Annotated in this window: 21 protein-coding genes; 7 read left to right on the top strand and 14 right to left on the bottom strand. The window is 45.0% G+C overall.

What is annotated here, in order from left to right; genetic code table 11:
* Window positions 1-47: 47 nt before the first annotated feature.
* A complete protein-coding gene (locus B5J94_RS02940; RefSeq protein WP_062501531.1) occupies window positions 48-1,478 on the top strand; it encodes an ATP-binding protein in 1,431 nt (476 codons plus the stop codon).
* A 31-nt stretch (window positions 1,479-1,509) separates the two neighbouring features.
* On the opposite strand, the gene B5J94_RS14035 is transcribed toward B5J94_RS02940, so the two are convergent.
* The 13 genes from B5J94_RS14035 to B5J94_RS03000 form a co-directional block, all read right to left on the bottom strand.
* A complete protein-coding gene (locus B5J94_RS14035) occupies window positions 1,510-1,680 on the bottom strand; it encodes a hypothetical protein (protein WP_156471110.1) in 171 nt (56 codons plus the stop codon).
* A 372-nt stretch (window positions 1,681-2,052) separates the two neighbouring features.
* Window positions 2,053-3,732, bottom strand: a complete 1,680-nt coding sequence (locus B5J94_RS02945; RefSeq protein WP_062499208.1) for an ATP-binding protein — start codon at window positions 3,730-3,732, stop codon at window positions 2,053-2,055.
* Between the two features lie 94 nt (window positions 3,733-3,826).
* The gene (locus B5J94_RS02950) at window positions 3,827-4,549 is read right to left on the bottom strand and encodes a response regulator (protein WP_062499207.1); all 723 of its coding nucleotides are present in this window, start codon (window positions 4,547-4,549) and stop codon (window positions 3,827-3,829) included.
* Window positions 4,550-4,676: 127 nt separating this feature from the next.
* Entirely contained in the window at window positions 4,677-5,093 is a 417-nt protein-coding gene (locus tag B5J94_RS02955) for a F0F1 ATP synthase subunit epsilon (protein WP_062499206.1), read from the bottom strand.
* A gap of 83 nt (window positions 5,094-5,176) precedes the next feature.
* Window positions 5,177-6,601 (bottom strand): F0F1 ATP synthase subunit beta, encoded by a 1,425-nt coding sequence (gene atpD, locus B5J94_RS02960; protein WP_062499205.1) that lies wholly within the window; start codon window positions 6,599-6,601, stop codon window positions 5,177-5,179.
* 36 nt (window positions 6,602-6,637) lie between these two features.
* The gene (gene atpG / locus B5J94_RS02965; RefSeq protein WP_062499204.1) at window positions 6,638-7,510 is read right to left on the bottom strand and encodes a F0F1 ATP synthase subunit gamma; all 873 of its coding nucleotides are present in this window, start codon (window positions 7,508-7,510) and stop codon (window positions 6,638-6,640) included.
* Between the two features lie 66 nt (window positions 7,511-7,576).
* Entirely contained in the window at window positions 7,577-9,121 is a 1,545-nt protein-coding gene (atpA, locus tag B5J94_RS02970) for a F0F1 ATP synthase subunit alpha (protein WP_062499203.1), read from the bottom strand.
* A 33-nt stretch (window positions 9,122-9,154) separates the two neighbouring features.
* Window positions 9,155-9,796 carry a F0F1 ATP synthase subunit delta gene (locus B5J94_RS02975; protein WP_062499202.1) on the bottom strand — a complete coding sequence of 214 codons (642 nt, stop codon included), beginning with the start codon at window positions 9,794-9,796 and terminating at the stop codon, window positions 9,155-9,157.
* Window positions 9,797-9,808: 12 nt separating this feature from the next.
* Entirely contained in the window at window positions 9,809-10,279 is a 471-nt protein-coding gene (locus B5J94_RS02980) for a F0F1 ATP synthase subunit B (RefSeq protein WP_062499201.1), read from the bottom strand.
* 96 nt (window positions 10,280-10,375) lie between these two features.
* Window positions 10,376-10,621 (bottom strand): F0F1 ATP synthase subunit C, encoded by a 246-nt coding sequence (atpE, locus tag B5J94_RS02985; RefSeq protein WP_062499200.1) that lies wholly within the window; start codon window positions 10,619-10,621, stop codon window positions 10,376-10,378.
* Between the two features lie 47 nt (window positions 10,622-10,668).
* Window positions 10,669-11,553 (bottom strand): F0F1 ATP synthase subunit A, encoded by an 885-nt coding sequence (atpB, locus tag B5J94_RS02990; protein WP_062499199.1) that lies wholly within the window; start codon window positions 11,551-11,553, stop codon window positions 10,669-10,671.
* Window positions 11,554-11,952: 399 nt separating this feature from the next.
* On the bottom strand, window positions 11,953-12,339 hold the full coding sequence (locus B5J94_RS02995; protein ID WP_062499198.1) for an ATP synthase subunit I: 387 nt from the start codon (window positions 12,337-12,339) through the stop codon (window positions 11,953-11,955).
* Window positions 12,340-12,759: 420 nt separating this feature from the next.
* Window positions 12,760-13,614: a metal ABC transporter substrate-binding protein gene (locus tag B5J94_RS03000; protein ID WP_062499197.1), complete on the bottom strand. Its 855-nt coding sequence runs from the start codon at window positions 13,612-13,614 to the stop codon at window positions 12,760-12,762.
* A gap of 301 nt (window positions 13,615-13,915) precedes the next feature.
* Here B5J94_RS03000 and B5J94_RS03005 point away from each other — a divergent pair, with 301 nt between their 5' ends.
* The 6 genes from B5J94_RS03005 to gluQRS all read left to right on the top strand — a co-directional run bounded on the left by B5J94_RS03005 (window position 13,916) and on the right by gluQRS (window position 18,875).
* Window positions 13,916-14,404, top strand: a complete 489-nt coding sequence (locus B5J94_RS03005; RefSeq protein ID WP_062499196.1) for a Fur family transcriptional regulator — start codon at window positions 13,916-13,918, stop codon at window positions 14,402-14,404.
* Window positions 14,391-15,140, top strand: coding sequence for a metal ABC transporter ATP-binding protein (locus tag B5J94_RS03010; protein ID WP_062499195.1), 750 nt, complete (start codon window positions 14,391-14,393; stop codon window positions 15,138-15,140). The genes B5J94_RS03005 and B5J94_RS03010 overlap by 14 nt, the downstream gene beginning before the upstream one ends.
* Before the next feature lie 2 nt (window positions 15,141-15,142).
* A complete protein-coding gene (locus B5J94_RS03015; RefSeq protein WP_062499194.1) occupies window positions 15,143-15,943 on the top strand; it encodes a metal ABC transporter permease in 801 nt (266 codons plus the stop codon).
* Window positions 15,944-16,278: 335 nt separating this feature from the next.
* Window positions 16,279-17,097, top strand: coding sequence for a metallophosphoesterase (locus B5J94_RS03020; protein ID WP_062501727.1), 819 nt, complete (start codon window positions 16,279-16,281; stop codon window positions 17,095-17,097).
* 427 nt (window positions 17,098-17,524) lie between these two features.
* Window positions 17,525-17,941 (top strand): RNA polymerase-binding protein DksA, encoded by a 417-nt coding sequence (gene dksA / locus B5J94_RS03025; protein ID WP_062501442.1) that lies wholly within the window; start codon window positions 17,525-17,527, stop codon window positions 17,939-17,941.
* Between the two features lie 7 nt (window positions 17,942-17,948).
* The gene (gluQRS, locus tag B5J94_RS03030) at window positions 17,949-18,875 is read left to right on the top strand and encodes a tRNA glutamyl-Q(34) synthetase GluQRS (protein WP_062501444.1); all 927 of its coding nucleotides are present in this window, start codon (window positions 17,949-17,951) and stop codon (window positions 18,873-18,875) included.
* 14 nt (window positions 18,876-18,889) lie between these two features.
* On the opposite strand, the gene B5J94_RS03035 is transcribed toward gluQRS, so the two are convergent.
* Window positions 18,890-20,065 (bottom strand): FtsW/RodA/SpoVE family cell cycle protein, encoded by a 1,176-nt coding sequence (locus tag B5J94_RS03035; RefSeq protein ID WP_062501447.1) that lies wholly within the window; start codon window positions 20,063-20,065, stop codon window positions 18,890-18,892.
* Between the last annotated feature and the right edge of the window lie 171 nt (window positions 20,066-20,236).

Genomic DNA, 20,236 nt, shown 5'->3' on the forward strand with positions numbered 1-20,236 from the left:
CAAAACGTGTGTTAAAATAGAGCGTATCGCACTTTTGTCCCATTTTTATGAAAAAAAATTACAAATACTGGCAACTTAAAATCAGACACACTCTAAACTCTAACACATGGCAGACGGTCAGCATGGTGATTTTTATCGTCTTTGCCAGTATCGCCCTATCGATTTGGCTCATTTGGCGAAGTCTGTACCTACCTGAGATTAAAAATCACGCCAGTTATCTGGCGAGCGAGCTGACCTTTATTGACAACGCCAATCAGAGCTTTGCAGACGACCCTGCCATGCTCAAATGGGTGCAGGACAACAGCCATGTACAAATCATCAGTAACCCAAGCGAGTTCCCTGTGGTTAATGACAAGATAGTGGCTGACTTTTTTACTGATATTTTTGCAGGGCAAGTCAGCCGAGAACTTGGGCGTGAGGTCAAGGTCTATTTTAAATTTAAACCAACCCCGAAGCTGTGGATTTGGGACAGCAAATACCCCAACGTTTGGCTGCGTGAACCTGTCATTCACTACTCGCAGTACAGTGCAGGACTGCTGGCGGGCTTTGTGTTTGGCTTGCCGATTTTGACCATTTTGGTAAGTCTGATTTTGGTGCGTCGCCTAAATCGCCCACTCAAAAAACTAGAACGCACCGCCAATGACTACATTCATCTGGGGCATGCGACCGTATTGCCCGAGGTTGGCTCAAATGAGATTCGTAAAGTCAATATCGCCTTTAACCGCCTGTTTCACACCCTACACCAAGCCCAAAAAGAACGCACCATCATGCTCGCTGGTATCAGCCATGACTTGCGCACGCCCCTAACTCGCATGCGACTGACCGCCGAGATGTTGCCTGATGAGTTTTTTCGGGAAGGACTGGTGTATGACATCGAGGACATGGACGCCATCTTGGAGCAGTTCATGTCATTTATGAAAGACGGCTCGGATGAAGCGGTGCGAGCGACCAATTTGGAGCTGATTTTCCATGAAATCAGCGTGCAGTTTAATGACGTGCGTTTTGTCTATGACAATCGGGTCGCCGAAGATGTCATGGTGCGTCCTTTATCCATGAAGCGTCTGATTGTCAATTTGGTCAATAATGCCGTGCGTTATGGGCATGAACCCATTCATCTAGGGGCGGTGATTGACTATCAAGACGCTGATGATTTGACCGCTAACACCCTTAAAAAAAGAATACTCACCATCAGCGTGCGTGATGAGGGCGAGGGTGTGGCAGAGAGTGAACTACAACGTATCATGCAACCCTTTGAGCGTGGTGAGACAGCACGGACAACCCAAGGTAGTGGACTGGGTCTTGCCATCGTCAGTCGTATCGCTCACTTGCATCAAGGTGAGGTCATCGCTCGCAATCATGACAATGGCGGGCTAGAAGTCCTTGTACATATTCCTTTGGTGGATACTGCACCAAACACAACTGATGCATCAGAAAATCCGACAAGTCATGATGTCAATCAAAGTAATCATCAAGCCTAATCATCAAACCAAGCAAGCTATGTTGTGTTTATTATTTTTCACCAATCTCAGGGGGTAGCTGATTGGTCGTATCGGCAAAGCTGACAGGAGCGACAAGACTGGCTTTGGCTTGCTCAACATTCTTATCGGTGCTAGGCACCAACAAAGAATAACCCAACAGAGCCGCATTGGCAAGCACCAATAATCCAAAAAGATAAGGCATATTAACATCCCAAGATAAATTTGTGATTTATTTTAGCATAACTTTCCTAGGGCGTGTTGAACTTTTATATTTGCAATGAAAAATGAGAAAAATCACACGTTTTTCAAGAAATCTCTTTCCAAACTAAAAATAAACCCTTGTAAGTATTAGGGTTGAAGTTTTTAAAAATCTACAAAAATCAGGGTTTGGAAAGAAGTCTAAGGAAAAATCCGCAGTTGATATTAAAATATCAACAAGGATTTTGACGCAGAAAAACAAGATTTAGCCATTTTTCGTGCAAAAACAGTCGTTTATTTTTATCAATTTTTAAAATGTAAATAGTGTTATAAAGGTTCGGCACGCCCTAACCACGCCAGTTATCTGCATTTATCGCTATTCGTCTGTGCCGATGAGTTTTTTCTCACTTTTTGCCCCTGTCAGCTCATCTGCCACGATGACCACGCCCACCTGTTTGACTGGCCATTCCATGGTAAATCTCGCCCCGTGCAAACTTGGGCTTTCATCCACACTCATGTTGCCACTAAACCAAAACGCAATGCGTGAGACAATGGACAGCCCAAGCCCATAGCCGCCTGACGCACGGGTGCGACTGTCATCGAGACGGGCAAAAGGAATGAACACTTTCTCACGGTCAGCTTCGGGAATCCCATGTCCATCATCTTCGACGGTGACAAATGCCATGCCTTTTTTGACCCCTGCACTGATGATGATGGTGCTTTTGGCATAACGTAAGGCATTGCCCGCTAGGTTTTGTACCACACGGTGCAAATAACGCCTGTCTGCCATCGCCACCACTTTTTGGGCAGGCGGTTTGATTTGTATGGCAATGGGCTTGCCCAAAGCATTGGTCTCACGCTCGATTTGTTCAAGGAGCTCTTTTAAGCACACCATTTCCCAATCCATCTTGGGCGAGCCTTCTTCGAGCTTGGCATAAGTCAAAATTTCATCAATGAGTTCATTTAAAGAAGCGATGTCTTCATCAATATACTGCTTTTGCATCTGCCGAGAGTCATAATCATCGTCATCAGCAAGCATATCCACCGCAAAACGAATGCGCGCCACGGGTGTTCTTAGTTCATGCGAGACAGCTCTGGTCAGCTCACGTTGGGACTCGATGAGTCTTTTGATGTGGCGAGTCATGGTGTTAAAGGTTGATGACAGACGGGCAATGTCATCATACCCTGCCACCTGCACCATGGTGTCGAGCTTGCCTTCGGCAACTTTATTAACCCCCATTTGTAACAGTTGCAAACGTCGCTCCAATGGGAAAATCAGGGCATATACACCAAAACTAACCAACAAAAGACAAATTAGGATGATACTGATGATGACATCCAAAGAAAAGAAATTAAACAAAGGCACGGTCACCACCAACACTTCGTTAGGAATGGTTGATGCCATCATGACCGATAGGTGCGGTCTTTGATTTTCATTGTCAAAACTAAGCACCGCCTTGCCTGCGTTTAGATTATCAAACTGCTCTCTGTCCAACTCCAAACTTGCCAGTGGCATGAGTACGATGTTATAACCAAAATTTTTACTTAGATGAGCAAGGCGTTGTTGTTTTTCTTCCAGAGTCTCATAATGTCTTAAATCATCAAGCAAAAAACCCATGGCGGCATGAATTTGTCTTTCGTTAATGCGGTCAAGTTCGGCAGATAATATGTTCTGACCATCATCTATTTGATGATAAACCGTAGAATGACGGGTCATCTCATCATGACGCACCACAGATTTTCCTTCATGGAGACGTTTTAACTCACGCCCTTTAAAATCAAATTCATCAACGGGCGTTACATGAATCTCAGAGCCAAAAGCTCGACTGGTTGCCAGTAGCCACTGCTCTTTGTTATGCTCATGCTGTCTATCATAGGAAGCAGTACCTAGGTAAAAAGCAACCGTGGCAATCGACTCTCGGTAAGATTGCAGGCGTTGCTGGTTAATCGCCTGCATGAGAAAATAGCCAAAAAAGGCAACCAAAAAGCAGACAAGCAAAAGTCCTGCATAAATACGAAAAAAGATACTACGTTCAGTGATTGATGAGAGTGCCATACCATTGACTTATCATGAGTGAAAATAAAAAGCCAGCAATGTGGCTAGCTTTATTGTAGCATAGCTTGGATATTGACTGATGTTAAGATTACAATTAATTGCCTTCTTTAACAAAGAGATAACCTTTACTACGCACCGTTTTGATACGTTTGGGATTTTCTGGGTCATCGCCAATTTTTGGGCGAATACGAGAAATGCGTACGTCAATTGAACGATCTTGACCATCGTACTCAATACCACGAAGTCGCTCAAAAATATCTTCACGAGATAAGATACGACCTGCATTTGACGCAAGTAACCACAACAAATCATACTCAGCACTGGTAAAATCAACCAATTCGTCATTTAAGGTAACTGAGCGACCACCATTGTCAATGACCAAATCACCAAATTCCAAACGCTGTGGCGTATCATCTGTCGGTGCAGAGTCAGAACGACGAAGCAGGGCACGGATGCGGGCTAGCAACACTCGGGGCTGGGCGGGTTTTGCCACGTAATCATCTGCCCCCATCTCCAAACCCAACACTTGATCCATGTCTTCGGTACGTGCTGTCAGCATCAAAATCGGCTGAGCATAGTGTGGACGTACTTCACGGCACACCGTCAGACCATCACTACCTGGCAACATGACATCGAGCACCACCAAATCAGGCTGTTCACTGATAATGCGACGAATCGCACGAGTGCCATCAGTTTCAATCGCCACATCCAAACCATTGCGTCTGAGATAGTCTTGCGTTAGCATGGCAAGGCGTTCATCATCTTCAACAATCAGAATTCGGGGAATATCTTCTTTTTCTGGGGTTGTCGTTGTCATATATTATCCTTGAATACATCAAAAGATACATTAAAATCAGGCAATGCCATCAATCAATTAAATCTGCTTAATAGACGTGCTTATTTTATCAAATTTTTTGATGATAAGCACGATTTTTCATCAATAATCAAGCACGATTTTTGTACTTTTGAATGGTTTGTAGCTGTGCTAGTGATTCTGCCAATGCTGTTAGGGCAGCGGTCGTATCAATATTAGCACTTTGGTTTGCCAAGGCTTGCTCGGCATTACGACGAGCTTCGGCAATTTTTGCTTCATCCAGATTACTGGCACGTTCTGCCGAGTCAGCAAGCACGGTCACAACCTTGGGTTGAACTTCCAGCACGCCACCTTGGACATAAATTACTTCATCTGTGCCATCGGCTGATTTTAGGTGCAAAGGACCTGGTTTTAGCAAGGTGATGATTGGCGTGTGACCTGCCAAAATACCAAGCTCACCGTCGATACCCGAAGCCACAAGCACGCTAATGTCGCCTGAGTAAAGCTCTTCTCTGGCACTGACCACTCGGCATGTAAATGTTGCCATAATGACTCCTATCTTATTTTATATCATCTTTTGTCAGTGATGAACAGTTAAGATTGGACCGCTCCAATCTTAACTTTGGGACATTAAGCAGCTTTTAGCTTATCAGCTTTGGCAATCACTTCATCAATACCACCAACCATATAGAAGGCTTGTTCTGGCAAGTGGTCATACTCACCACTGATGATAGACTTAAAGCCAGCGATGGTATCACGCAGTGCTACATACTTACCAGGTGCCCCTGTAAATACCTCTGCTACGTGGAAAGGCTGTGATAGGAAACGCTGAATCTTACGAGCACGATAAACAACCAGCTTATCTTCTTCTGACAACTCATCCATACCTAAGATGGCGATGATGTCTTTTAGTTCTTTATAACGTTGTAGCACTTCTTGTACGCCACGAGCGACATTATAATGTTCATCACCGATAACTTGCGGGTCAAGCTGACGCGATGTTGAGTCTAGCGGGTCAACCGCAGGGTAGATACCTTGTGAAGCGATGTCACGGCTAAGTACGACCGTTGCGTCCAAGTGAGCAAAGGTAGTCGCAGGCGATGGGTCAGTCAAGTCGTCCGCAGGAACGTAAACGGCTTGTACAGAAGTAATCGAACCTGACTGAGTAGAAGTAATACGTTCTTGCAACGCACCCATCTCTTCGGCAAGTGTCGGCTGATAGCCTACCGCAGAAGGCATACGACCTAGAAGTGCTGATACTTCGGTACCTGCTAGGGTATAACGATAGATGTTGTCAACGAACAGTAGAACGTCACGACCTTTGCCAGTGGCTTCGTCTTTTTCATCACGGAAGTACTCTGCCATGGTCAAACCAGTCAAAGCAACACGTAAACGGTTCCCTGGTGGCTCGTTCATCTGACCGTACACCATCGCAACTTTTGATTTGGTAAAGTCTTCGGTATTAACAACGCCAGCTTCTTGCATTTCATGATAGAAGTCGTTACCTTCACGAGTACGCTCACCCACACCTGCAAACACTGATAGACCTGAATGTTTTAGGGCGATGTTGTTAATAAGCTCCATCATGTTAACGGTCTTACCAACACCAGCACCACCAAACAGACCAACTTTACCACCTTTTGCAAACGGGCAAAGCAAGTCAATAACCTTAATACCAGTTTCTAGTAGCTCTGTTGAGTTAGATTGCTCATCATAGCTTGGGGCTTCACGGTGAATGGACCATTTTTGCTCAGCATTCACAGGACCTGCTTCATCGATTGGGCGACCCAATACGTCCATGATACGTCCTAGTGTTGCTGTACCCACAGGCACAGAGATGGGTGCACCTGTATTAGAAACAGGCAAACCACGTTTTAGACCTTCGGTAGAACCCATGGCAATGGTACGTACCACGCCATCACCCAACTGTTGTTGGACTTCCAAGGTAGTTTCCGTGCCATCAACATGAAGTGCGTCAAAGATTTGGGGGACTTCACCACGGCTAAACTCAACGTCAATTACCGCACCGACAATCTGCACAATACGACCGCTCATTGCGTTCTCCTAATTTTTATATTCAGCTAAACTGACTTATGAAACAGCGGCAGCACCACCAACGATTTCCGAAATCTCTCGGGTAATCGCTGCTTGTCTGAGCTTGTTATAAACCAATTGTAAATCTTTAATTAAATTACCAGCATTATCTGTCGCCGCTTTCATCGCTACCATACGAGCAGATTGCTCTGATGCAATGTTTTCAAGGACGGCTTGATAAACCAATGATTCAATATAGCGTACCATCAAACTGTCAATCAACGTCTTTGTGTCAGGCTCATAGATATAGTCCCAACCGTGACTAATACCCTCATCATCGGACAAAGTCCCCTCAGGTAAGGGAACAAGTTGAGTAATTGATGGTTTTTGGGTCATGGCATTGATGAACTGATTGTACACCAAATAGATTCTATCTAATTTGCCATTTTGGTAATCATCAAGCATGGTCTGTACAGGACTGCTGATGTGTTCATAGCTTGGGCTATCGCCATAATCGGTAACTACCGATGTGACATTACCACCGAAGTTTTTGAAAAAGCCAACGCCTTTTGAGCCAATGGCTGCAAACTCAACTTCAACAGACTGCTCTTGGTAAGTTTTGACTGACTTTAATAAACTTTTAAACAGGTTGATGTTTAGACCACCTGCCAAACCACGGTCAGAAGTAACCACGATAAAGCCCACACGGTTCACAGGGCGACTGACCATATAAGGATGCTTATAATCGGACTGTGCTTGCACAAGGTGTGAAATCACACGGTGCATACTTTCAGCATAAGGGCGACCCATGCCCATGCGTTCTTGAGCCCGACGCATTTTACTGGCAGCAACCATCTGCATGGCACGTGTGATTTTCTGAGTGCTTTTAATACTGGTTACTTTTGCACGTATTTCTTTTAAGCTTGCCATAATTATTCCAAAACTGGACTCAGTTTAAATGGGTATATGGTGCATCAATGATACACCATATTGCTCTTAGTAGCTACGAGATGCTTTGAAAGCTTCAATCCCTGCTTTTAGACGACTCTCGATGTCATCATTATAATTGGCAGTCTCATCAATCTCACTCATGAGAACACCATGTTCGCCACGAAGGAAGCTTAACAAACCTTGCTCAAAAGCACCAATTTTTTCAACAGGTACGTCAGCAAGATAGCCTTCGTTTGATGCATAGATAACCGCCGCTTGGTCAGCGATAGACATCGGTGCGTATTGTTTTTGCTTCATCAGCTCAGTCACACGCTGACCGTGTTCTAGTTGCTGTTTGGTTGCGTCATCCAAATCCGATGCAAACTGAGCAAAGGCAGCCAACTCACGATACTGTGCCAAGGCTGTACGGATACCGCCTGAGAGCTTTTTGATGATTTTAGTTTGGGCTGCACCACCCACACGAGATACCGAGATACCAGCGTTTACCGCAGGGCGAATACCTGAGTTAAATAGGTTAGATTCTAAGAAAATCTGACCGTCAGTAATCGAAATCACGTTGGTAGGTACGAACGCTGATACGTCCCCTGCTTGGGTTTCAATGATCGGCAGGGCAGTCAATGAACCAGTTTTACCTTTGACTTCGCCATTGGTAAATGCTTCTACATAGTCCGCATTGACACGAGATGCACGCTCTAACAGACGTGAGTGCAAGTAGAATACATCCCCTGGGTAGGCTTCACGCCCTGGTGGACGGCGTAGTAGTAGCGAGATTTGGCGATAAGCAACCGCTTGCTTAGACAAATCATCATAGATGATAAGTGCGTCTTGACCACGGTCACGGAAGTATTCACCCATGGTACAGCCAGAATATGGAGCAATGTATTGCAGTGCCGCAGGCTCTGATGCTGATGCAACCACAACGGTGGTATAAGCCAATGCACCTGACTCTTCTAGTTTACGCACCACGTTAGCGATGGTTGAGCGTTTTTGACCAACAGCGACATACACGCATTTGATGCCAGAGTCTTTTTGAGCAATGATGGCGTCGATTGCCATGGCGGTCTTACCTGTTTGGCGGTCGCCAATGATAAGCTCACGCTGACCACGTCCAATTGGAATCATGGTATCAACTGCTTTATAACCTGTCATAACAGGCTCATCAACCGATTGACGAGCGATAACGCCAGGGGCGATTTTTTCAACCTTATCGGTTAGCTTGGCATTGATAGGACCTTTACCATCAATAGGATTACCCAAAGCGTCAACCACACGACCCAACAGTTCAGGACCTACGGGTACTTCTAGGATACGACCTGTACAGTATGCTTTTTGTCCTTCTTGTAGGGGCAAATAGTCGCCCAAAACGACCGCACCGACTGAGTCTTGTTCTAAGTTTAGTGCCATGCCATAGACATTGCCCTCAAACTCAATCATCTCGCCATACATGGCTTCTTCTAGACCATGAATTTTTACAATACCATCAGAGACACTGACGATAACGCCTTCAGTTTTAGCAGTTGCGCTTACGTCAAGGTCTTGAATACGTTGCTTAATCAGATTGCTGATTTCGGCTGGATTCAATTGTTGCATTGCCTTGTTTCCTATAATTTAGACAGCCACAGTTTATGCTGTTAGCTGAGTCTTTAATTGTTTTAACTTGCCACGCACCGAGCCATCAGTAAACTTATCGCCCACTTTGATTGTAGCACCACCTAATAAACTTGGGTCAACAGATTCATGTAAAATCACAATAGAACCTGTTGAGATCGCCAAAGATTCTTGTAGGGATTTGCGTTGGGGTTCAGTTAGTGGATAGGCTGATGTTATGTAAGCATCAATCTGTTTTAGCTCTTGTGATTTTAGCTTGCTGTAATGAGCATGGATCTCAGGAAGTAAAGACAGTCTGTCATTATCAGACAGCTGGCTGACAAAGTTTGTCAATACCTTATTGGCTGTCAGATGCTTACTTCCTGCTAACACTTCTGCCGCCGCACTCACGTCCACACCCTGCGACGCCGCTGTCTGCAACGTTTGGGCAAGTGTTGAATTATTCGATCTTTGGCTGGTATAGACATCCATCAGTACCGACGTTTTTTGACTGGCGACAATAGCTGGATTGTGTAGCAAACCAATAAATGCGTCATCACGCACAATATCTGATGCCATCAACAAGAAGTCTTCCCATTCGTTAATCGCATTTTGCTCTCTAGCATAGTCAAACGCAGCCTTTGCGTAAGGTCTTGCCAAGGTAGATAATTCAGCCATGAGTTCCTCTAATTACAGCTTGGTTGCCAGTTGTGCTAGCATGCTGGCATGTTTTTGTTCATCAACTTTTTCTTCTAGAATCTTTTCAGCACCAAGTACTGCAAGAGTCGCAACTTGTGAACGTAGCTGTTCACGAGTTTGGGCAATTTGTTGGTCAACCGTTTGTTGGGCTGCACCAATAATACGCTCGCTTTCAAGACGAGCTGTTACTTTGGCATCTTCAATCATTTGATTGGCAGTTTTGTTAGCACGTTCAATGATAGAAGCAGCCTGAGCTTTGGCACTTGCAAACTCTGCTTGGACTTGTGACTCAGCAGATGCAAGGTCAGCTTTTGCTTTTTCGGCGGCGTTTAAGCCTTCTTCGATTTTACGTTGACGCTCGTTAATCGCTCCGATGAGTGGCGGCCATACGAATTTCATGCAGAACCACACGAAAAACGCAAACGCAATCATCTGACCGATAATGGTGGAATTAATATTCATCCAATCACCTCATTTGTTAGTGAAAGTCAGGTGATAGCCAATTGCTGTCGGCAAGTAAACTGCCGACAAGAATGGACCTAGACTGACCGCTTCAACTTATGCGAATGGGTTGGCGAATAGTAGAAGCATGGCAATACCAACACCAATCATCGGTACAGCGTCAAGAAGACCTGCCACGATGAACATTTTGGTTTGAAGTTGTGAGCCAAGCTCAGGCTGACGAGCAGTGCTTTCTAGGAATTTACCGCCTAGGATAGCAAAACCAATACCAGTTGCCAAAGCACCTGCACCGATTAGAAGAGCCACAGCAAGAAGCGTGTACTGAGCGATTACTGGTTCCATGATGTCTCCTATAAGACCTATTTGAAGGGTTAGAATAAAAGTGTCAATTAATGTTCTGATGTTTGTGAGATGAGCGACAGATAAACAATCGTCAACATCATAAACACGAACGCCTGTAAAGTGATAACTAGAATATGGAAGATTGCCCAAGCCAAATGTAGCGGTACACCCAAGCCTTTAACAAACAAGCTCTCGGACATGTACATAAGTGCAATCAGAATAAAGATAAGCTCACCGGCATACATGTTACCAAACAGTCGCAGACCTAGCGAAATGGGTTTGGCAAGCAGGGTTACTGTCTCTAAAACTAGGTTGACAGGGATTAAAATCGCCTGCAAGATTGGGTTTTTGGCACTAAATGGGTGCAAGGTAAACTCGCCAATAAATCCGCCCACGCCTTTGTATTTAAGACCAAAACCAATGATGAGCAGTAGCACACAAAATGCCATACCGAGCGTGATGTTCGGGTCAGTACTTGGTACAATCTTAAAGTAAACATGGTGCGGGTCATGACCCATCAGACTGCCAATCCACTGTGCGGTACCAGGGATGAAATCAACAGGAATCAAATCCATCAAGTTCATCAAGAAAATCCACACAAAAATCGTCAATGACAAAGGTGCAATCAGCTTTGATGGACCTTTGTAAGATTCACGGACACTGTTGTCCACAAAATCGACAATCATCTCAATGAAGGCTTGTAGCTTGGTAGGTACGCCTGATGTTGCCTTACGCCCAACCATCCAAAACAGCCAGCAAAAGAAAGCACCCAAACCAACCGACCAAAGCATGGAATCCAAATGAATGGCTTTAAAGCCCATCTCTGCGGCTTCTTGGGCGGTGTGTGCCACTTTCCAACCATGTTCTGGATGATAACCATACGTCCAGTTGGTTAAATGGTGAGCAATATATTCTGAAGAATCCGCTGCCATAATAAGCTCTTATTTTTAACTTGGTTAATCAGAACGTGTGAAAAATTCATCACGCAATCCATCAATTTGCAAGGTGTTGAGTTCTCAACACGCTCTAAAATGACACAATAAAAAATTGCTGGTTCAACTTATCCCATAAATATCAATCAGCAATTTTAAATCATTCATTTAAAGTACATTATTGTCAATCATTTCATACAAATCATTGAAAATAGCATACTTGTAAATTTATGAAATTTTTATCGAAATGTTTGTAAGCAATCCGAAGTATAATACCCTACTTTGGTAGTTCTTGTAAAGGGTAAATATGAGTTTTCTTACAGAATTTTTTCAATTTTTGGCAAAAAAATGAGCATTAAATTTAAAAAATCTAACTATTTTTAAAAATTAATTGATGATTTAAATACGCCACATTACCAGAATATGCACAACTTGTAGGGCAAAATAAGCCAAAATCACCAAAAACGCCCCAATCGGCTTAGCCAACATAAAAATCAGGGCAAAACCCATCAGTGTGATAAACCATTTTATCATCTGCCCCAAATACATGTTGAGCATGATAACACGCCCTGCTCTCGCCCCTGTCGCGCGGTAGGCAATGAGTGTAAACGCACACTGGGCAATGTAGCCAAGCAGTCCGCCAAGTGCCATACTTTTGGTAGCGTGAGCAATGCCTAATATTTCAAGGATAAAGCCCAAACCAATGAGTATCAATACAGCCCATGCTTGGCGAAATTGCAAGCGATACACACGGGCTTGCTGATGACGCTGGGCAGGCTTGCTCATGATGCTCTCAAAAACAAAGTGAAAAATCGTAAGGTTCTGTATTATAAAAAGTTTTAAAAAAACTTACAAGATTTTATCAGTATTTTTTCATCAGTAAAAAGTGATAATATCATTTATTTTTATGATAAATGTAGCATGGGGCTTTTGTTGGTTTTATCAGTTTTAGGAAAATAAAATACAGCTTTGGTTGTATACCTAACGAACTGAATACTTGCCACGGGTTTGTAGGGACTGACTCCGCACATCCTTTAATATATTGTCATTTTTATAGGCGTGCTCAGCACACCCCTACATCCAAACATCATTATACTTGTAGTAATTTTAAAGTTTCTTAGGCATAGCAGGTTTTGATAAACGTCATTTGATAGACAAAAAGGCAATGCTCATCACATCGCCTTTATGTACGCCCTATTCGACAATTTATTTTTGGTCGATACACGCATAAATCTCATTGACGGTCGCCTGCCACACGTCCACAAAATCCGTGCCGTCTGACATGTCTTCTTGTTTGACGAGCGTGCCGACATTGCCGAGTTTGTTTTTAATACCGTCCGAAATCGCCCCTTGCGATAATAGGCACATATAAGGCGATGGACGGTCATTATTTAAAATGCGAAACTGGCTCGCTTTGGGCGACAGGTGATGGTCGGGGGTCAATGCCCCTGCAAAATGTAGATTTGCCGAGCGTTCAAGATAGGCAAACGAATCATGATACGCCCAATACGCCCGCTTGCGGTCTTTTGATACCTGTGCCACCGCCTTGTCCATGGCTTGATGAAACGCATTGACGTTATTGGCGTACAACCCCTTATGCTCGGGGTTGGCGTGCGAATGCACCACCGCCAACGCTCGCACGATGGCTTTGGCGTTCTCGGGGTCTAGCCAAATATGTGGGTCAAAGGTATCGGCTCGGGGCGTGCCGTCAAGCTGTCGCATAGGCAAGCGATAAAACGCCTTCATCTTAAATAGCGAAATGGCGTTGGGGGCGTTATCCAAGGTCTTAACGAGATTTTGTTCCAGTTCATGCCCAAACCACACCACATAATCACTATCACCCACCAGTTTGACCTTGCTCGGCGAGAGACTCCCATGATGACCAACATCGCCTGTGGATAGTAGCATTTGGGCGGTCTCTACCCCTTGTGTTACTGCATTGGACAATAATAACAACGGATAATTACTCACCGTAACCGTGCCTGCATGGGCGGTCGCAGACAGTAGGGCAGGCAAGGCAAATAGGCTTAGTTTGGCAAGGGAGGATTTAGAAACTATCATGGCAACCTTTTAAATAAATTTATTTGGAAAAATCTAAAAAATGGTACAAAACTTGCATAAATTTGCGGTAATGTCTTGCAAGATTATATCATACATCATGGGTTTTTGTTATAATGTATCTAAATTAAGGTGAGCATAAGTATTTTTCTTAAAAATTACCAACACAGACAACGCCCGTTTGATGATATGTTATATCAATGGCATTCATTAGTCATTTTAAAATCGCCCAACTATTTTTATGGTAAAATAACGTATATTTTAAATGTAATTTTATAATTTTAAACAACCAAAAGAGCCTATCATGACCGACCACGCCTGTCACTGCGTCCACGAACACCACGACCCAAAACAGCGTATGCTTGATGCCAAAGCCCACTGCGAAGCTCGTGGCGTGCGTTTTACGCCCTTGCGTGAAGAAGTGTACGGGCTGATTTTGGAAGCGGACAAACCACTTGGGGCGTATGACCTTATCAGTGCCTTACAGTCTGCTCGCCACTCATCGGGGGCAAAAAACAAAAACATCGCTCCACCGACCATTTATCGTTCGTTAGAATTTTTGCTTGCCGAAGGGCTGATTCATCAGTTAAGCTCCATGAACGCTTATGTGCCATGTTGCCACCCACGCTCTCAGCACGCCGCCGCCTTTTTGATTTGCCAAAAATGCCAAAGCGTTGAAGAATGCTCTAACGTGCCTGTGGACGCCATTGTCAATTTTGCCAAAGATGACGCAGGATTTGACATAGAACGCACGGTCATTGAGCTAAAAGGCGTGTGCCGTGCCTGTCGCTAACACCGTCGCTAATACGGACGAGCTGTTTCGCCTAGATAAAGTCAGCTTTCATGTCGGTCAAAACAAGATTTTAACCGACATATCGCTCACCCTATCCAAAGGCGAAATGGTCAGTCTCATCGGTCCAAACGGGGCGGGCAAGTCCACGCTGGTCAAGCTCATTTTGGGCTTAAACAAACCCACATCAGGCGACATCATCAAGCACAACAGCGTGATAAGCTACGTCCCCCAAAAGTTTAGCATACCGAGCATTTTACCGCTCCGTGTCAAGGATTTGCTCGCCCAAGCAAACACCCAACGCCTAACGCCTGATGAGCGTGATTTTGTCCTACAAAAGCTATCACTCGCCCCCTTACTTGACCGCCAAATGCACCACCTATCAGGGGGCGAAACTCAGCGCGTCCTTATGGCAAGGGCGTTGCTTGACAAACCCGACCTGCTTATCTTAGACGAACCCATGCAAGGGCTAGACCCCGATAGCGAAGAGCTACTGTATGATTTTATAGACAGTATGCCCCCATTTTTGGCGTGTGCCATGCTCGTTGTGTCGCACGATTTGCACTGGGTCATGAAAGGTACTCGGCGTGTGGTCTGCCTAAACAAACACATCTGCTGTCAAGGCGTGCCGTCCGACATCGCTCATCTGCCTGAATTTGTTGCGTTATTTGGGCAATACCACAGCATCCACCAAGCCCCCTACATTCATCATCACGACCACTGTCAGCATACCCACTAATTATGAACGATTGGCTACCGATTATCGCCCCTGCTTGGCTTGCAGGTTCACTGCTTGCCCTACTGTCCGCCCCGCTTGGCTGTTTGGTGCTGTGGCGACGTATGGCGTTTTTTGCCGATACACTCGCTCATGGGGCATTGCTTGGCGTGGCGATTGGGGCGTGGCTATCTATCCCTGCCGACATGGGCGTGGGCGTGGTTAGCATAGGCGTGGTTATCACGCTGATGTTTTTGCAAGACAAGCGACTGCCGAGCGATGCCACGCTGTCGGTGCTTGCCGTGTCCCTGTTGTGTTTGGGGCTTTTAACACTTACCCAGCTTACCCAGCAACAAGCCAACGTGCTAGGCTTTTTGTTTGGTAGCCTACTTGACATGGATTGGGATGATTTGCCCCGCTTGGCGGTCATGGTTGGGGCAGGGCTTGCCTTTTTGGCGTGGATTTGGCAAAAACAGATCAAACTTGCCACATCAGAAGCCCTAGCGTCTATCGCAGGTATCAATCCTAAGACCGAACAGCTCTTTTTTATGGGACTTCTGGCGGGGTTTTGTGCGGTTGCCATTCAAGCGGTTGGCAGTCTGCTCATCACAGGGCTACTTATCCTGCCTGCCCTTATCGCTCGCCTGCTTGCCCACTCGCCCACACAAATGGTCATCTTTGCCATGATAATCGCCCAAATCGCCGTAACCACAGGCGTGTGGGGAAGCGTGTGGCTTGACGTGCAAACGGGGCTTGCCATTGTCATGACGTTGGCGATTGGGTTTTTTGGGATGTTTGGTGTGGGGAAGGTGTTGGGTAAGTCGTAAATTGGTTAATTACCCTTTTAAAATTAAAATTGAAATTTGTTTAGCATTATTTATCATACCTTTAAAAGGCGTTGTAGAGGAAAATCACATTTGCCCTATGAATTTGAACAAATAATAGACTTCTTTCCAAACCCCGATTTTTGTGGATTTTTAAAAACCTCAANNGGTTTATTTTTAGTTTGGAAAGAGATTTAATATAGCAAAAAATCTTATTGGTGCGTGATACGCACCTTACTGCCAATGAGTGTATTTTGAAGTTAAATGATTATATTTACACAAATCACAATCTACCCCCACCCTTTTACATTTAACCATATTTTTAAATCCATTGCCCCATGACCTACCCCACCCACCTATCCGCCCCGTCCGATTTTATCATCGCTCAAATCAGCGATTTGCATTTATCCATGCACGCCCCTACTAATACCGATAAATTTTTAAAGGTGTTGGATTTTGCCTTAATCTTTGAACCCAATTTATTGTTACTTACAGGCGATTTGGTTAATGACGGCAATACCGATTTATATGATTGGCTGTTTGATAAGCTAGATAAAACAAATATCCCCTATCTGTGCTTGGCGGGCAATCATGACGTAACGCATGAGATAGGGCATGATTTGCCTTTTGATAAACGCACATTTCTCCCCATTACCAAAGATAACAGACTCATTGACACCCACCGCCTTGTCATAGAGCTACCCCATACCACTTGGCAACTTTTGGCGGTCAATTCTGCCGTAGGCGGTCATATCTATGGGCGACTTGATGATGACAAACTTGCCTTTTTAAAAACCCACCTTAGTCATGCCATGCCCACCCTTATTGCCCTGCACCACCACCCCACCCCTGTCGGCTCGGCATGGATAGATGAGCATATGTTGCAAAATGGCGATGAGTTTTGGGCAACACTGAACGCTCATGCCACCGATACCGCCAACCGCCCCCATGTTCTCTGTGGACACGTTCATCAGGCACATATCTTGCAACAGAACGGCGGAACGCTCTATACCTGCCCTGCCACGTCTCACCAATTTGCCCCGCACCGAGATGAATTTGGCATTGATAATGTGGCGAGTGGTTTTCGTTTGCTACAATTACATAACAATCGTACGCTAGACACATGGGTCAAAAGGCTGGATAATAGCGGGTTTTAAAAAACATTAAATCTCTTTCCAAACTAAAAATAAACCCTTATAAGTATTGGGGTTGAAGTTTTTAAAAATCCATAAAAATCAGGGTTTGGAAAGAAGTCTATTGTTAAATTTACCCTAAGTTTGGGCTTGATTTGGGCGAATGTGATTCGCCCCTACATCCTAATACTTAAATTTTTTATGGATTTGGGGCGTGTTGAACGATTTGGGGCGTGTTGAACATTGATAACATTTTATTGAATTTGATAAAAATTTGATGATTTAATCAATTTTTGCATGAAAAATGGCTAAATCTTGTTTTTCATTGCAAATACCAACATTCAACACGCCCCACTTGAAAAATCCAAACATATCCCCATTTAGGACGCAATTTTTTGAGTGTTAATTTTTTCATGCTTGGTCAAATTGACCGTTTTTAAAGGATAAACGCATGGCAAACGCCACTTTCACCCCCTACACCCCTGCCAAAGACGAAGAATATATGTCGGACGCTCAATTGGAGCATTTTCGCACGATTTTGGTAAATTGGAAAACCGAACTGCTCGCCGAAGCCGAACGCACCAAGGACTACATCAACGAAGAGACAGGGGCAATGGCGGACATCAATGACCGTGCCACCCAAGAAGAAGAGTTTGCCCTAGCTCTACGCACCCGAGACCGTGAGCGTAAACTGGTGCGTAAGATTGATAAATCACTGGTAGAGATTGAGACAGGCGATTATGGGTTTTGTGAGACGTGTGGCACGGAGATTGGGCTAAAACGCCTAGAAGCCCGTCCCACCGCCACACAGTGCATTGACTGCAAAACCATGTCCGAGATGAAAGAAAAGCAAAATCACGGACACTAAGCCTGCCATGAACTCACGCCCCATTATCGGTCGCTTTGCCCCGTCCCCGACTGGGGCGTTGCATTTGGGGTCGCTGTGTACTGCTTTGGCAAGTTATTGTCATATCAAATCATTGGGCGGTCGTTGGCTTGTGCGGATTGAAGACGTGGATTTTGAGCGGTGTAAGCCTGATTATACTGTATCTATCTTGACCGATTTGGATAATTTGGGACTACACTCGGACGGTGAGATAATTTTTCAGTCCAAACGCACGGATATTTATGATGAATATCTTAATTATCTGTCAAATATCACTTATCACTGCACCTGCTCTCGCAAAGAGTTATCCGCCCTATCCATACCTGCGGTGAGTTTTTATGACGTTAATATCAAAGACTTACACCTTGCTCCGATTTACCCCCGATTATGCCTGCACAAAAACCTAAGCGACAAAAAAATCCGTCTGTGCCTGCCTGACGTGCTGACCGCCTTTTTTGACGGCATACAAGGGGTAATATGGGACAACCCTGCCAAAAGCCTTGGCGACGTGGTCGTCAAACGCCAAAACGGCATGATAAACTACATACTCGCCTGCACCATTGATGACGGCTTGCAAGGGATAACGCACGTCATGCGGGGGCTTGACATTATGCCGATGACAGTCGCCCAGCTTTTTATCGCCAAAGCGTGCCGACTGCCCACCCCTCACTATTTTTATCATCTGCCCCTGCTTGTCAATGCTGACGGACAAAAACTCTCCAAACAAAACCTTGCCACCCCGATAGATACCACCACGCCTGATAAAGTGAGTGATTTACTCTTTACTGCTTTAACCTTGCTTGGGCAAAATCCGCCAACAGAGCTACAAAAAGAGACGCCCGACACGATACTCATGTGGGCGGTTAGGCATTGGGATAATGGCGTTTTACAAGGGGCAACATTGGGGGCGGTTTAAACACCCCAACCCTTTTAATACTCTCTGTTTTTATTTTCCAGATAAATTCGCTCGCTTTCTTTGTCCGCCTTTAAAATCATGGCAATCATGATAAGTGCCATCAGCATGGACGAACCGCCAAAGCTATAAAATGGCAAGGTCAAGCCCTTGGTTGGCATAAGCCCCATGTTCATGCCTGCATTAATCAGCACTTGCCCAAAAATCACCACGCCAAAGCCAAATACCATGTAGCTAAGACGCAGTTGGCGACGTTTTAGGGCGGTATGGCTGATTCTCATAATCGTCGCCACAATCAGCACTTCAAGCAGTAACACAAACGCCACCCCCAAAAAACCCAACTCTTCGCCCGTGATGGCTAGGATAAAGTCGGTATGAGCTTCGGGCAGGTGCGATAATTTTTGCACGCTGTTGCCATAGCCCACCCCATCAAACTCCCCCCGCCCAAAGGCTATCAGACTGCGAGACAGCTGATAATCGGTGTCCTGCACGTCATCAAACGGCTCCCAAAACGACATGAGTCGCTCTTTACGATAATCCGACGACAGCAGTCCATAAACCAGTGCAGGCACGAACACCGCCGACACCAACGCCACATAATGCGGTAATGGCACCCCACTGACAAACAAAATAATACTCGCTGTGGCGATAATCACCGCCACCGAACCGTAGTCAGGTTGCCACAAAATCAGGGCAATCATCGGCAAATACCACACCGTCAGTCGCCACCCTGCAATCAGACTGCCCCGCACTTCTGCCGACCGTCTGACCACATAGTCAGCAATGATAAGCACCATCAGCAGTTTGACAAATTCAGACGTCTGAAAATTAAACACCCCAAAGTCAAGCCATCGCTGTGAACCATTAATGACCGTCCCTGTGATGAGCGTTACTATCAACAGTAACAGTGCCACAAGCCATGCCAACACCAACAGTCCAATTTCAAAATACCACTTCAAGGGAAAGCGATACACCACCATGCCCGCCAACAAACCGATAACAATATAAGTCGCCTGTGAATAAAAAAAGGTCATGGGCGACAAGCCTTTGGTCATCGCAAACGGCACTGACGCTGACGCCATCATCAAAAGACTCATGGACAGCAATAAAAACAGGCTCGTCATCAACACCGTCCGAGCAGACGGTACATAGGGCGATGTGGCTATCGTCGTGGGGATGTTAAAAAAACTCATGACAGGGCAATGCTTGGGAAAATTTGGGACTATATTATAAACCAAATCTCTGCTAAATGCTTGATTATTTGGCAAAAATTTGGGGAGATTAGAAAGGCTTGGGCAAAAATTGCGTAGGGTTTGGGTAGGGTTTTGAATAAGGTTTGATATTGCCTAGGGCGTATTGAACTT

This window comes from Moraxella lacunata (genome assembly GCF_002027545.1).
In the GTDB taxonomy this organism is placed as follows: Bacteria; Pseudomonadota; Gammaproteobacteria; order Pseudomonadales; family Moraxellaceae; genus Moraxella; species Moraxella lacunata.